Origin of the sequence: Bacillus marinisedimentorum (assembly GCF_001644195.2) — a bacterium.
Taxonomy (GTDB): Bacteria; Bacillota; Bacilli; order Bacillales; family Bacillaceae_O; genus Bacillus_BL; species Bacillus_BL marinisedimentorum.
Genome location: NZ_LWBL02000074.1, coordinates 1 through 14,492, shown reverse-complemented (window position 1 = coordinate 14,492; position 14,492 = coordinate 1). Strand labels below are relative to the sequence as shown.

Annotated in this window: 13 protein-coding genes; 1 reads left to right on the top strand and 12 read right to left on the bottom strand. The window is 37.4% G+C overall.

The genetic code is table 11. The features are described 5' to 3' along the window. Window positions 1–4: 4 nt before the first annotated feature. The 11 genes from A4U59_RS20020 to A4U59_RS19965 all read right to left on the bottom strand — a co-directional run bounded on the left by A4U59_RS20020 (window position 5) and on the right by A4U59_RS19965 (window position 12,544). On the bottom strand, window positions 5–1,087 hold the full coding sequence (locus A4U59_RS20020) for a GumK N-terminal domain-containing glycosyltransferase (RefSeq protein ID WP_157888235.1): 1,083 nt from the start codon (window positions 1,085–1,087) through the stop codon (window positions 5–7). Window positions 1,088–1,201: 114 nt separating this feature from the next. Continuing rightward, on the bottom strand, window positions 1,202–2,350 hold the full coding sequence (locus A4U59_RS20015; protein WP_066175324.1) for a glycosyltransferase family 4 protein: 1,149 nt from the start codon (window positions 2,348–2,350) through the stop codon (window positions 1,202–1,204). 12 nt (window positions 2,351–2,362) lie between these two features. Further along, window positions 2,363–3,583: an O-antigen polymerase gene (locus A4U59_RS20010; protein WP_066175322.1), complete on the bottom strand. Its 1,221-nt coding sequence runs from the start codon at window positions 3,581–3,583 to the stop codon at window positions 2,363–2,365. A 150-nt stretch (window positions 3,584–3,733) separates the two neighbouring features. After that, the gene (locus tag A4U59_RS20005; protein ID WP_245680604.1) at window positions 3,734–4,849 is read right to left on the bottom strand and encodes a glycosyltransferase family 4 protein; all 1,116 of its coding nucleotides are present in this window, start codon (window positions 4,847–4,849) and stop codon (window positions 3,734–3,736) included. Next, a complete protein-coding gene (locus A4U59_RS20000) occupies window positions 4,846–5,706 on the bottom strand; it encodes an NAD-dependent epimerase/dehydratase family protein (RefSeq protein WP_066175320.1) in 861 nt (286 codons plus the stop codon). The genes A4U59_RS20005 and A4U59_RS20000 overlap by 4 nt, the downstream gene beginning before the upstream one ends. Next, complete coding sequence (locus A4U59_RS19995; protein WP_066175318.1) at window positions 5,703–6,332, bottom strand: sugar transferase; 630 nt, start codon at window positions 6,330–6,332, stop codon at window positions 5,703–5,705. Before A4U59_RS19995 ends, A4U59_RS20000 begins: the two co-directional genes overlap by 4 nt. An 859-nt stretch (window positions 6,333–7,191) precedes the next feature. Further along, window positions 7,192–8,091, bottom strand: coding sequence for a UTP--glucose-1-phosphate uridylyltransferase GalU (gene galU / locus A4U59_RS19985; RefSeq protein ID WP_066175314.1), 900 nt, complete (start codon window positions 8,089–8,091; stop codon window positions 7,192–7,194). A 22-nt stretch (window positions 8,092–8,113) separates the two neighbouring features. Next, a complete protein-coding gene (locus tag A4U59_RS19980) occupies window positions 8,114–9,937 on the bottom strand; it encodes a polysaccharide biosynthesis protein (protein ID WP_066175312.1) in 1,824 nt (607 codons plus the stop codon). A gap of 287 nt (window positions 9,938–10,224) precedes the next feature. Then, window positions 10,225–10,989 carry a tyrosine-protein phosphatase gene (locus A4U59_RS19975; protein ID WP_066175311.1) on the bottom strand — a complete coding sequence of 255 codons (765 nt, stop codon included), beginning with the start codon at window positions 10,987–10,989 and terminating at the stop codon, window positions 10,225–10,227. 117 nt (window positions 10,990–11,106) lie between these two features. Next, window positions 11,107–11,808: a CpsD/CapB family tyrosine-protein kinase gene (locus A4U59_RS19970; RefSeq protein ID WP_106406383.1), complete on the bottom strand. Its 702-nt coding sequence runs from the start codon at window positions 11,806–11,808 to the stop codon at window positions 11,107–11,109. After that, window positions 11,795–12,544, bottom strand: coding sequence for a YveK family protein (locus tag A4U59_RS19965; RefSeq protein WP_066175307.1), 750 nt, complete (start codon window positions 12,542–12,544; stop codon window positions 11,795–11,797). Before A4U59_RS19965 ends, A4U59_RS19970 begins: the two co-directional genes overlap by 14 nt. Before the next feature lie 318 nt (window positions 12,545–12,862). Here A4U59_RS19965 and A4U59_RS19960 point away from each other — a divergent pair, with 318 nt between their 5' ends. After that, window positions 12,863–13,696, top strand: coding sequence for an SGNH/GDSL hydrolase family protein (locus A4U59_RS19960; protein WP_169824015.1), 834 nt, complete (start codon window positions 12,863–12,865; stop codon window positions 13,694–13,696). An 81-nt stretch (window positions 13,697–13,777) separates the two neighbouring features. On the opposite strand, the gene A4U59_RS19955 is transcribed toward A4U59_RS19960, so the two are convergent. Further along, window positions 13,778–14,492: group II intron maturase-specific domain-containing protein (locus tag A4U59_RS19955; protein ID WP_245680603.1), on the bottom strand; the 715-nt coding region annotated here is incomplete at its 5' end.

The following is a 14,492-nucleotide window of genomic DNA, read 5'->3' as shown; positions in this document are numbered from 1 at the left end:
CGTTTTATATATAACTAAAATATTCTTTTATTCGTCCTTGCTTTGAATAAAAATCAAAATCGATATTGTAATCTACATGAAATCCTTTATCAATTAATTCACTAATTGATTTAGAAAACTCATTCTTATTGTCACAAAACATAACCGGAATGTCGTTAAATTCCTCAACAGCTCCTACTTTATAAGAAATTATGGGTAACCCATATTTCATAAACAGTAAGTATTTACTATTTAAACCAATATACCTAGTTGCTCTCCATTTTTTATATGGAATAATAGCAAAATCTGCATTTTTTATATATGGCAAATATTGATTAGAAGAAAGTACACCGTAGTATTTAAAATTAGAATACTTCTCCAAGCTAGCAACCTCTTTAGCAGGTAAACAATTTCCTATAATATGATAATTAATATTTGGATGTTCCTCACATATGAAACGTAACGTAGCATAATCTAACGGAGTATACCCTAGGTATACAGCATTTATTGAGCCCTCATTAAATATATTATTTTCTTCTAATTGATTTTCCTCTTCTTGAACTCTATATCCGTTCACTATGGTTTTGGTTTTATGCCAATACTTTTTATCAATATAGTCTCTAAATATTTCTCTTACTATAAAAATTAGTTTAGCTCTTTCCATAACTCTTTTTTCAAGTTCCCACATATATTTATTATGGCTTAATATCAGTTTAACTGAATCAGATTGTCTATATATTATTTCCTTGTCATTTGGAATCAAATCAATTAACATTATCGGTTTACCACTTTCCAAGACAATTGTATCGTAAATACTAAAATCAATATTATTTGCTCTTTGGTTAAATTTAACAAAAACCTCTGTTAAGAAATTCGGCATAAACCACATTAGTTTCTCATAATAGCCCAGAACATTACTACTAGCAAATTTTTGTACAATGCCTTCATCTTGTTCACTAGATACACCTTGATAACTAGAAAGCTTTTGTGATGGAAATACATAATGATCTACGCTATATCCTTTTTGTTTAAAGGCGGAACACAAGATATCAATTCCTCGATTTGAATTAGAATATGGTATTGATGAAATTACTAACACATTTTTCACTTTTCATCACCTTTCTATAAATGTATTTTTTAGTTAGTCTATCTTGAAAACTCACAATTATATATTAAGTATTAACTCATTGATGTTTTTCATATTAAATAAATTAATTAGTTATTATGATTTTAAAAAAATATTGTTCAATTCAGATTTATAAGCATTTACAATATATTTTCTATTAATCTTATTTTTATAGATGCTACTCTCAATTTGATATTCATCCATTAATTCTTTCTCACTTAAATTGGAAAAGTAGTTTATCATATTTTTGATACTGTCTATGTCAAATGGGTTAAAGGTATAATTTTCGGACTCATTAATAAATTCAACCATTGATGTATTGTTTGAAGCCAAAATTAGTTTATTCATTTCAAAAGACTCTATAACAGGAAGCCCAAAACCTTCATAATATGAGGGGTTTATTATAAACTTTGCCCTCGATATATAGTTAGATAATTCTTTATCATCTACATAGCCCTTAAATATAATATATTTACCTATTAAACTTCTGATAGATTCTAACTTTTCAAGAGATTCTAACTTTGGATAATTATATTTCTTTCCAATAATAATTAACTTATCTGGGTTAGTACTATTCCTATAATATTTGTAGTAAGCTTCGATTAAACCAACTATATTTTTTCTGGGGGAGACTTGTCCATAATATAGAAAATAATTCTCTATTTCTCCATTGTAGGTACTAACATTTTTATTCGCTTCAAAACTTTGTCTTGTGAAATTATATATCACTTTGATTTTTTCTTTTTCCACTCCTAAATTTTTTATTATGCTACTTTTAGTAAATTCACTAATTGCAATAATAATATCAGCATTTTTCGATCTATGTTTATATACTAAACTCCAATATAACCGCTGAATTAAGCTATAATGTTCCGGTACATCTATATATCCTACGTCATGTATTGTTAAGATTCTTTGATGGGCGCCATAGTCAAGGAGTGGAAGTTTTCCATCTAAAGACCAGTAAAAATCAGCCTTAAATTTTTTCAACAAATACGGTATCTTGTAATTCTCCATATATAGCTTCTTAATAAAGTTATCAGACTTATCATAGTTAAAATTTAATATTTGATCTTTACTTATAATGTTTTTTAATCGTTCACTTCCTTCTTTTGTTGTTAAATATTTTATGTTAACTTTATCCGAATAATTCGCCTCTAAAAATTCTACAATAGTTAGAGCATACTTTCCCATACCATCATCTTTATAGGTTATTTGCAAAGCATTTACTAAGAGTGTTTTCATGAAATAATGCTCCTAAATTTTGATTTTCTTTTTTGAAATTATTGATAAAACAATCAACAACATCGGTAAAATAAAGATCGTTTGAGCAAAAAAGTTGATTCTTAAATTGGCAATTAAACCAGTCATTAATAGTATATAAATCATAGTATCGGTACTCTTGCTAAATTCATTACCTTTAGCTTTTAAATAAAATAGTTGAGTTAAAAACCCACTAAAAAAGATAATAATAAAACTAAAATAGCTAAAATCATACCATAGTAATGCAAAATAATTAACAGTTCCAAATTGACTTGTCCAGTTATCAAGTGACCCATAACCAGCTGTATTTAGTCCAAAAATTTTACTGGCAAGATCTCTAAAGAATGGAGAAGCAGTACTAACTAATGCACTCGGACTCTCTTGATCCAAGATTACCATTGCATTATTAACATCTGAAAATATATAAGCATTTAATAAGTACTGATATGTTAAATTAAATACATCCATAGAAAGTAAATTAAGATTAAGCTTATTTGCAATATTTATGCCATATCTAAAAATTTCAGAAATAAACAAAATAAAAATTGTAATTATACCTACATTTATTACTTTTGGACCTATTCTTTTATCCCTTTTAAATATACTTATAGTTATTACTAAAATTACAATATAATAAATAAAGTACATTCTTTTAGCTGCAAATATACTATGAATCATAATAATAGTAGTTAGTAGGACTGTTTTCTTCATTGTTTGGGATTTTATATTACTGTCGAAATCTTTGCTTAATATTATGAAGAAATAAACCATTAGTAAATATGGAAATACATTAACAAATGTAGAAAGTATTGATCCCCCATTTTTTTCTAGAATATAATAAACAACCGCAAACCCTGAATGTAAGCTATTTGATACCACATTTTGAAAGTTTTTTATTATTGGGAAAAAGTAAACAATTTCACAAACTATAAAAACCCACAAAAATATATTTGCGATTTTTAAATCATTTGAACAATATTGAATACTTTTTTTTGTCTTTCTAATTGAATGGTAAATTAAATTAGCAAAGATAATTCCTACTAGAAATACAACAATATATAAAACATACTTTGTTAATGCATCTTGAGAATATACTTTGTTACTTACTCCAAAAACTGTTGAATTGTCGGGCATAAAAAAATACCATAATAAAAATTGAAATGTATATGCAAAAAAGAACACAAAACTCGGCCTTAATAAATTTTTAAATTTCATTCTGTAAACCACTTTCCCAGTATAATTTTAGTTCTCTTTAAATAGTTTAACTTATAGCTAACTTAGTCAGGGTTGTATCTAAACACTCAATAGAATGTTAAATTTCGCAAAATAGTAAGAATTTTGTTATCTGCTTGGAAATGTGTAACTTTAATTAGTATAAATACTTTCCATAGTAGTCATAACTGCATCTTTATCATATTTTTTAACCTTTTCAATGTTATAAGTTCCCATGTCTTTACGTAGTTCTGCATCCTTTAATAAAGCCTCAATCTTTTTAGAGAATCCATCTATATCATCATGGGGCACTAAATACCCACCCTTCCCATTTTCTATAAGATCATTATTTCCTCTTATATCTGAGCATACAACCGGTAATCCAGTAGACATTGCTTCCATTAAAGCCACTGGTAGGCCTTCCTGAATGGACGGAAATACAAATAAATCAGATGCAGCACATATTTCTGGTACATCTTTACGAAAATCCAAAAACTTAATATTAACTTTATGGTCTTTAGCCAGTTTTCCTAAATAAGACCTTAAATCGCCCTGACCACAAATCAAATATAGATAATTAGTTGATTTTATTTTACCTAAAGCTTTAATGATCAATTCATGATTCTTTCTTCTACTGAGCTCCCCAACTGAAAGTATTACAGTTGTATTTTGAGATATGTTTAATTCTTTTCTTTTATTCTCAACATTGATAGAGCTACCACCAATTTCTTTGACATCAATACCAACTCCAGGAACATATTCCAACTTCTTCACCTTAAACTTCCTTGCCGACTCAAAGTCTTCTTTATTGATAGTTATAAGTGTATCGGTAAAATTTGATAACAAACGTTCTACCGTGTAATATATCATCCAATTTTTTATTGGTGCACCTTTGTAAAAATGAAACCCATGTGCCGTATAGATTACACGGGTACCATTATGACGGGATCTAGCAGCTGCTAATCTTGTTAAAACCCCACCCATCGGAGTGTGACAATGGATAATGTCATATTGATTTAATTCAATAATTTCTTTTAATTGACTATAAACTTTAATATTATTAACTTTAAATGGAGAGCGTTCAAATGGTAAATCATAATATCGGTCACAAAATGGTATTTCGCATTCATCTTTGATATCATAGTCATTCTTAGCACAAACATGAACCTCATACCCACTTTCTTTAAACCATTTCAAATAAGGTAAATGGAATACCATGATATGCTTCTTTACTACAGTTGCTACGAATAACACTTTCTTCAATTTCATTCCCTACCTTCAGTTTTAACAATTGATTCTTCAAGTGTAGTTACGTAATATTCTCTTTTATACTCTGACAATCCTTTTTCATACACTAGGTCTCCAAACACCTTATTAACAACACTAAGGTTAATCTTGTTATTAATTAATCTTAATAATGGATTAAATAGCTTAATCATTATAATATTTTTCCCATTAACTTTAGCAATTAATTTAACCATATCAGAAGTACAAACATATTGTTTATTTTGAGGGAGAAACAAGCCTGAACAACAATCATCGATTAGCAGCCTTACAAATTCAGATAGATTATCAATAAAAATCATACTTCTTTTATTTCTTATTGCCGGAAAAACAGGGAATCTAACAGCTATACTCGCTAATCTGGGATAATTCCCTTTACAATCTTTTCCGTATATCATAGGTGGCCTTATTATAGCTATTTTAAAAGAACCATTTTCTAGAGGCTCAATTAGATTCTCTGCTTGTAGCTTTGATTTCCCATAGGCGCTCTTCGGATTTAATTCGGAGTTTTTAGTAATGGATCCATTTTCGATTCCATAAACACTCATGGAACTAAGGAATATGAACTGCTTAACAGCTTCGACTTTAGCCTTTTGAGCAACTTCGTAAGCTAGGTCACGGTTTACTTTGTAATAAAGAGGTGCATTTTCTTTTGATTCCTTTATATGTGCTACTCCAGCTACATGAAATACAACATCATAATTCGAAAAGTCTTTTTCCTTCCATGAATTATCTCTTAAACTAATTGCCTCTAATGAATATCTGTCAGGATAATTTCCAAGCCACTCTTCAAGACGCTTACCTACATAACTGTTCTTCCCTGTTATTAGTATTTTTTTCATTTAGAAATGGTCCCCTTGCTACTAGCAACTTCCTTCTTTACTCCAGTGCCACCTTCAACAATCCCATCACTTTTCACTACACTCATAATTGTCCCAAAGAAACACTTAACATCCATCCAAAAACTAATCCTCTTAACATACTCTCCATCTAGCTTTGCTTTTACCTCATTAGGAAGTTCATCTCTACCATTAATCTGTGCCCATCCCGTCAATCCAGGATGTATGTCATTAGCTCCATACTTATCTCGTTCAGCAATAAGATCATATTGGTTCCACAATGCCGGTCTTGGCCCTATAATACTCATTTGACCAACAAAAATATTCCAAACTTGCGGTAACTCGTCTAGTGATGTCTTTCTCAAAAACCTCCCCATCTTAGTAATATACTGATCTGGATTTTCCAGCAAATGTGTAGGCGTGTCCTTCGGCGTATCTACTCTCATAGTACGGAATTTCAAGATTCTAAAATGCGTCTTGTTGATACCGATACGCTTCTGCTTAAACAGAACCGGTCCTCTCGAGTCAATCTTAATAGCAATAATTAAAATTAGATAAATGGGTGATAATACTATAAGTCCAATTAAAGAAAGAATAATATCTATTAATCTCTTTATCTTTAAATACATGTCTGAAACACTCCTTAATTAGTTGTGTAGTAAATTAGGACTTAACTGGAATACTTTGTTTCCACTTAACTACTAATCAACTAAGTTCAATCTAATTGGCATACTGTCTTCGTAGAATCTATTCAATCACCTTATGAATACGAGAGTAAGATATTTACTTCTTTAACGCACTTAACCGAGTTTCTTCATATTATAAATCATTCAATCAATCTATAATTCTCACCAAAAACACCTCAAGCCCTTATCCCACAAGGATTTCAGCATCATTTTATGATAGTCAGTTCCTCCTCACCATTCAACCCAACCTTATGCCAGAAGGGTTCCAATGCTACGAAATTGGCACACTGCTGTCACATTCTTCATCTTGCTTGTCAGGAACTTCACTTGAATGAACACTACTCCTAACTTCTCCATTCTCATATCTCCATCAATAGGACAATCCACATCGCCATAACCCATAATATACTTAACAAACAACAAATCTAGAATATTAATCAGCTTAAGATTTAAAAACTCCCCATACATTCGCACAATGCCTATCCGATTCGCAAAACAAACATCCTCCCTAGGCTTCTCAACATAACCACCATAAACATGTACTGTGATAGCAGTTTATAATCCCCAAAATAACCATTACAGCGAATAATTTAACCAAACTAAACCCTGCAGAACCACCTGCTTTACCCTTAATCCCAAAATTTCTCACTCTTTTCCCTCTAGGTTAATTAGCCTAAAGTTAGTTTTTAAACTATTAAGCAAAATAAACCTGAAGGGTATAAACCCTCACATAATATAACCTTGTCACTAAAACCCTAAAAACCAAAGAAGCCCCCGCCAAACCCTCGGAGGCTCAACTAAACTATTCAGATTTCAATAACCGACTCTCCTCCAAATGCCTCTCCAAATATTCCAAAACATCCTTCCCCAAGCCATCCCGCTCCAAAGCAAAATCCACTGTAGCCTTTATAAACCCAAACTTATCCCCAACATCATGCCGCTCACCTTCAAACTCATAAGCGACAACCATTTGCTTCTCATTCAGACGCTTAATTGCATCCGTCAACTGAATCTCCCCGCCCGCACCAGGAGCCTGGCTCTCGAGCACCTCAAAAATCTCCGGACGCAGAATATACCGGCCCATGATCGCATAATTTGAAGGTGCATCTTCACGCTTCGGTTTTTCAACCAAACCATCGATATGAAGGACACCTTTATCAATCTGGCCCTTGCTTGTCGAAATTACTCCATATTTGGAAACATCCTCTTCAGGCACCTGCTGGACACCGATAACAGAAGAATTATAACGGTCATAGACATCAATTAACTGTTTCAAACAGGGGTTCCCTGGTGAATGGACAATATCATCACCTAGCAGGACAGCAAACGGTTCGTCACCGATAAATCGGCTTGCAACGGAAATAGCATGTCCCAGTCCAAGTGGTTCTTTTTGACGGATATAATGAATGTTTGCGAGTTTTGCGATTGATTGGACTTCTTCCAGCTGCTGGACTTTCCCTTTTTTAGCCAGTGCCTCTTCCAATTCATAAGACTTATCGAAATGGTCTTCAATTGCACGCTTTCCTCGGCCTGATACAATGATAATGTCCTCAATCCCGGAAGCAACGGCTTCTTCAACAATATATTGAATGGTCGGCTTGTCCACTATCGGCAGCATTTCCTTCGGCTGTGCCTTTGTCGCCGGCAAAAACCGCGTCCCCAGGCCCGCAGCCGGAATGATCGCCTTCCGTACTTTTTTCATTTAGACTCCTCCTGCTTGTTTATTACTTGACTAGCGACAATGGTTTTGCTGGATTAATCCTATTATGTGCGATATCAAGCACAGTTTCCCTGACATCCTTTTTATCCATCTCTTCAAACTGTCTCATAAAATCCCTGATGATGTTCAAATCGGCATTTAACGACTTTCCGATATAAATCTTTGGGTAGATTTGCTTATCATGTACTTCATCTTTGCCAAGAAGCTCTTCAAACAGCTTTTCACCCGGCCTGACACCACTGTATTTAATTCCGATTTCTTCTATTGAATAACCGGACAGTTTAATTAGATTCTCTGCCAGATCGACAATCTTTACCGGCTCACCCATATCCAGCACAAAGATCTCCCCGCCTCTTGCAAGAACACCTGCCTGGATGACAAGTCTTGATGCTTCCGGAATCGTCATGAAATACCTGACCATATCCGGGTGCGTGACTGTAACCGGGCCGCCTTTTTGGATTTGCTTTTTAAACAGCGGGATGACGCTGCCGCGGCTGCCAAGCACGTTTCCGAATCGGACTGCGACAAAACGGGTACCGCTAACTGTATCCATTTGCTGGACGATCATTTCGGCCATCCGCTTTGTTGCACCCATCACACTTGTCGGGTTGACGGCCTTGTCCGTTGATACCATAACGAATGTATCAACTTCAGCATCACTTGCCGCTTCGGCGACATTTTTGGTACCGATCACGTTGTTTTTCACCGCCTCATGCGGGTTTGCTTCCATTAATGGCACGTGCTTATGTGCTGCTGCATGATAGACGACATTTGGACGGTAGCGATTCATCACTTCGGCAATTCTTTCTTTATCCTGCACATCCGCAATGACTGGGATGAATGTAATGGCATCACTGTAAGTTGCTCTTAGTTCCATTTCAATCGTATAAATGCTGTTCTCTCCATGGCCGACGAGCAACAGCCGCTCTGGCTGAAATTTTGAAATTTGTCTGCAAATTTCCGAGCCGATCGAACCGCCGGCACCAGTGACAAGGATTGTTTTCCCGGTAATCGTCTCTGCAATGTTCTCTGTATCCAGCTCGACCGGCTCGCGGCCAAGCAAGTCCTCCACCTGGACATCACGGAACTGGTTAATTGAAACTTTGCCCATCATCAAGTCTTCAATCATCGGCAGGATTTTTGTTTTTGCTTTTGTTTTGGCGCATTCCTCATAGATGTCTGTCAATTCCTTATTATTTAATGAAGGAATTGCAATGACGATATGGTCAATGTTGTACTTTTTCACCGCATATGTAATACGGTCAATTCCGCCGACAACAGGTACCCCCATGATTTCAAGGCGTTGTTTTCTGTTGTCGTCATCAATGAATGCAACCGGCTGGAGGCCGGATTCAGGATTCTTGAGCAGTTGCCGGACAACCATTGTGCCCGCTGCGCCGGCTCCGATAATTAGTGTGCGCTTTTCCTCTCCGGAAGGCTTTAAATATGTATCCCTGAATACTCTCCAGGAAAATCTCGACCCACCGATTAAGAGCATATGCATCATCCAAGTTACTGCCATGATACGGATGTAGACATCCTGCATAAACAGCAATTGGACCAGGGCAGTTGCGGCAATCGATAATGTGACAGCCTTGAAAATCGTGACAAGTTCACCGATGCTCGCATATGCCCATACTTTGTTATAAAGGTTATAATATGAGGCAAAAACATGATGGCTGGCTAACAGGGCCAGTGAGCTGATTAAAATCATTTCATTTGTGAAAACCAAATGGCCTGCGAACAAAAACTGACTTAAATAAATGGATGTGAACACAATGATCGAATCGATCAGCACTAAAGATGCCAGTCGTCTGCGATATGTCATTTTATTGTTCCCTCCTCTTTTCTCATCTCATCAAAAATAAAGATTCTGGTTACCATCCTTACAGGATGAAAGCGGATAACCAGAATCTTCATTTTCTTATTTTTTATTAAAAGAAGGGGCATCCAACCCCGCCTCACGCCATACCACTGGCAACTTCTTGCGCCTAAGGTGCTATTTTTACCACCCACAGTATAGCCGAGTGCCTCCGTTGATAAAGGTAAGGAGACATTACCGAATTTTTCACTATGCGAACCCTCTTAAAAAAGACTGCTGTGCCGAAAAACTGATTAGAATATGCCCAAGAACTTTTTCTTTTTAATCCGTTCCGGGAATTCCGGGAAAATGGCTTTGTTGTCCATCAGCAATGTTGTGTTTTCCTCAAACATATATCGATAACTGATGCTGAATTCTTTTTCGACTGTTTCATATGCATCCCGTAAATGAAAACCGCGGGAAGATGTATTGTGAGCGTCAGATGCAATAAAATGCGTAAGATTATGCTCGATTAACTGATTGGTGAATTTCTTGATCTTTTTTCCGAAATGGCCGGTGACACTTGCTGCCGTCACCTGGGTGAGCGCTCCTTTTTCAACGAGCTTGTACAGCCTGTCCGGGTCGCTGATCAGTTCCTGATTTCGTTCAGGGTGGACGATAATCGGTGAAAGACCCTCAAGTTTTAAATCATAAATCATCTGTCCGGCATAGCGCGGTACGTGCTGTGACGGGAATTCGATAAAAACGTACTGGCTTCCGTTCAAGGTTAAAACGTTTCCAGCCCTGTATTCTTCCAGCATTTCTCCAAAAATGCGGGTTTCATGTCCGGGAAAAACGGTTATAGGGATTGAGTGGTGGTTTAGTTCTTTGTTTAGTGCGTGGACTTTTTCCTCTACGATCTCTATTGGTGTGTCGTATTTTCCGTTTTTGTTATGAGGAGTGGCGATAATTGCAGTGATACCCTGGTCGGCTGCTGCTCGTGCCATCTCGATGCTGTCTGTCATGCTGCTGGCTCCGTCGTCTACTGACGGTAAGATGTGGCAGTGTATGTCAATCATAGTTAGCCCCTGCTCCTTTGTTACGTAATATTCGACCGAATTCAACTTAAACTATTCTATCATCCCTTATTCTGGAATGGAACAGGGGCCTTTTGTCGTTATTTGTCGATACTCTAGTTAGGTGCCGTAATAGTAGTAATAATTCCCCTGTTGCTGAGGTTTGTTATTCAATACAACACCAAGCAGCTTGCCTTTTGCATGTTCAAGCAAGTCTTTTGCCTTCTGTGCTGCTTCAATCTCAGTTTTTCCGCTGCTTGTGACAAGGATGGTCCCGTCACACTGGTTGGCGAGAATTTGCGCATCGGTTACTGCCAGTACCGGCGGTGTATCAAAAATGATCAAATCATAAATGCCTTTTGCTTCTTCAAGAAAACGCTGCATGTTCCGTGAACCCATTAATTCAGCTGGATTCGGCGGTATCGGCCCGCAAGTCAGGATGAACAGGTCGGTTACCTCTGAAAAATTAACAGCTTCCGTAATCTCCTTCTGTCCCGTCAGGACGTTGGAGAGGCCGTACATATTCTGAAGTTGGAATGTATAATGAACGGTCGGTTTCCTCATATCCCCATCAATTAACAGCACCTTTTTCCCCTGCTGGGCAAATACAGTTGCAACATTGGCAGCTGTGGTCGATTTCCCTTCCCCTGGTCCTGAAGAGGTAACCATAATGGTCCGCAAATCCTCATCAATCGAAGCAAACTCAATATTCGTCCTTATCGTGCGGTACTGTTCCGAAATCGGCGACTTTTTATCATGGTGGGCAATCAGGCTTCTTTGCTTAAGTTCCCGTATATTCGCCCGTTTGTTATCGCGTTTCAATCGATTCACTTCCTATCTTCTTCGCTGTCGAACGCTGGCTGCGCAGCCCCTGTTCTTTTTCAAGGTCGATCTTCGTTATGACACCCAGCACCGGCAGGCCGAGTGCTTTTTCAATATCCTGTTCGGTTTTAAGCGTGTTGTCCAGGTATTCTAGAAGGAATGCAAGACCAACACCTGCCATCAATCCGACAACCATTGCGATGGCGATATTTAAAAGCGGGTTCGGTTTTACCGGTGACTGGTTCTCCTGTACTGTTGCTTCTGCAAGGATGCTTACATTATCGACATTCATGATTTCAGCGATTTCTTTTTGGAATACTTGTGCGGTTGTATTTGCAATAGCTGCCGCCAGCTGCGGGTCTGGATCTTCTGCTGAAATCGTCACGACCTGTGACTGATTTTCACTTTGAACCGTGACCTTTGAATTAAGCTCATCATATGTAAGGCCACTGTCCAGATCACCGGCAACTTTATCGAGTATTGCCGGGCTTTTGATGATGACATTGTACGTATTGATGAGTTCAAGGTTTGTCCGTACATCGGTGACATTGTACATATTCTGATCCTGGCTTGATTTATTGACGAGAATCTGTGTCGAATTCTGGTAAACCGGCGTCAAAAAAAAGTAACTGACAATGCCGCTGACCAGGACTGCAACCAGTGTAATGACAAGAATGATAGAAAATCGCTTTTTTAACGTCTCGAATATTTCCTTTAAACTAATCGTCTCTTCCATTATGTGCCTCCTGAAGAAATTACTAACTTGACATCTCAAAACTAATTTGTATTATATCACAACAATTGGCGTATTTTGTCTGCTATTGTAATTTAATTTTTAAAAAATGGTTTTGCCTTCTATAAAAAGGGAATAGTACAAAGTTAAGAGTAAAAGAGTTGTAATATTTGTGTCATATTATAGCATACAATCAATCTACTTTCTGTATATTATTGGTAGTTTTTATGAAATCTTTTACTTTTTCCTTATTCTTCCCCGCAAATTTGTTAGAATCATGTAGAATAAAAGGGAATCACAGCTGGATAAAAAAAGGAACAAATGATTTTGGAGGTCGCTATGGGGAAGAATCTATCAATCGGGGCGCTGGCCCTCTTTTGTATTGCCGTACTTGTTGTGGGAAATATCCACTGGAACCAAAAAACAACGGTCACAGCAACAACACAACACAGTCCAGAAGAACCAGATCAAACGACACAGGTGGCCGGTGTAGAAAAAGAGCAAAAACAATCTGTTTCAAACGAAGATGTTGAAGCGCTCCTTTCCAACTGGCCTGATAAAGCGAAGCAACAATTTATGGATAAGATGGAAAGCGGCCAGCCTTACACAATCGTCATGGCAGGCTCTGATGCCCTTCAGGCCAAAAAAGGCGGATGGCCGGCCTTGTTGAAAGAACAGCTTGAAATTTCGTTTGGCAAGGACCGGATCAATATTGTTGCAATCGAAACGGAGAGTCATTCGCTCGATTACGTGAGGAACAAAGAATTCCAAAAAATCATCGATGCGAACCCGGACCTTGTCCTTTACGAACCATTGACACTTAACGACAACGGCGTCGTACGAATCGAAGACTCGCATGATAATCTCGATTATGTCGTTGAACGGGTCGGGGAAATCAATCCTGAGGTCAGTTTCATCATCCAGCCGCCTCATCCGCTGTTCGGTGCCAATTACTATCCCGAACAGGTGAAAGCTCTTAAGAAATATGCTGAGGAGAAAAACTATCCATACCTCGATCATTGGAAAGCGTGGCCGGACCAGGATGATGAGGCGCTGAAAGAGTATTTAAGCGAAGACAGCAGCACCCCGAGCAAAAAAGGGCATGAAGTCTGGGCTGAATTTCTGATTGATTATTTCATTGATGAAGGTGAATAACTTTCAATCGAGTAGGAGGGGGTGACTAACCCCCGACCTCTCACACCACCGTACGTACGGTTCCGTATACGGCGGTTCCATTTAAGTCCAACGCCTTGATTGATATCGACCGAATAGACTCTTTAGCCCTTGGTTTGTCCAGTAATGGTCACCGAGGGCTTTATGTAAGATTGGGCTATTGGCTATCCGCCAATACGCTTTTCTTGTGTTTGCCCATTCCCACGCTTTTCCCTTCTTTATTCCAAGTTTCATGAGGTTCTTATACTTGGTTTTGACTTTCTTCCATTCCTTCCACCGTATCATTCGCAGCCTTCTCCGGATCCAACCGTCCAGGCTTTTGAATATGGATGGTGTTTCAGCCAACTGGTAGTAGCCCAGCCAGCCCACCAGATATTCGTTTAGTTTCTTGATTCTATCTGTCATGTTCATGGACTTGCTTCGGGACGTCAGTTCCCGAAGCCGTTGTTTGAAGCGTTTGATACTTTCACTAGAAATCCGAATCTTTGGGTTTTCTTTGTGAACGGTGAAAGAGAAGCCAAGGAATTTGCGTTTCCATGGGCGGTCTACCGCACTTTTCTCTTCATTGACCTTCAGTTTCAGTTTCTTCTCGATAAAGCTCGTAATACTGTTCATCACTCGTTGACCTGCTCTTTTGGAGCGAACATAAATATTACAATCGTCCGCAAAGCGGACGAAGCGAAGTCCGCGTTCTTCCAATTCTTTATCCAGTTCATCCAGGACAATGTTGGAAAGGAGCGGACTTAACGGTCCACCTTGCGGCGTTCCTTCTATATTC

What these genes read in the sequence shown, in the direction of transcription:
- A4U59_RS19975 (WP_066175311.1), bottom strand. Translation starts at nt 10,989, where the DNA reads ATGATTGACATACACTGCCACATCTTACCGTCAGTAGACGACGGAGCC.
- A4U59_RS20000 (WP_066175320.1), bottom strand. Translation starts at nt 5,706, where the DNA reads ATGAAAAAAATACTAATAACAGGGAAGAACAGTTATGTAGGTAAGCGT.
- A4U59_RS19980 (WP_066175312.1), bottom strand. Translation starts at nt 9,937, where the DNA reads ATGACATATCGCAGACGACTGGCATCTTTAGTGCTGATCGATTCGATC.
- A4U59_RS20010 (WP_066175322.1), bottom strand. Translation starts at nt 3,583, where the DNA reads ATGAAATTTAAAAATTTATTAAGGCCGAGTTTTGTGTTCTTTTTTGCA.
- A4U59_RS19960 (WP_169824015.1), top strand. Translation starts at nt 12,863, where the DNA reads ATGATTTTGGAGGTCGCTATGGGGAAGAATCTATCAATCGGGGCGCTG.
- A4U59_RS20005 (WP_245680604.1), bottom strand. Translation starts at nt 4,849, where the DNA reads ATGAAATTGAAGAAAGTGTTATTCGTAGCAACTGTAGTAAAGAAGCAT.
- A4U59_RS19995 (WP_066175318.1), bottom strand. Translation starts at nt 6,332, where the DNA reads ATGTATTTAAAGATAAAGAGATTAATAGATATTATTCTTTCTTTAATT.
- A4U59_RS20015 (WP_066175324.1), bottom strand. Translation starts at nt 2,350, where the DNA reads ATGAAAACACTCTTAGTAAATGCTTTGCAAATAACCTATAAAGATGAT.
- A4U59_RS19965 (WP_066175307.1), bottom strand. Translation starts at nt 12,544, where the DNA reads ATGGAAGAGACGATTAGTTTAAAGGAAATATTCGAGACGTTAAAAAAG.
- galU (WP_066175314.1), bottom strand. Translation starts at nt 8,091, where the DNA reads ATGAAAAAAGTACGGAAGGCGATCATTCCGGCTGCGGGCCTGGGGACG.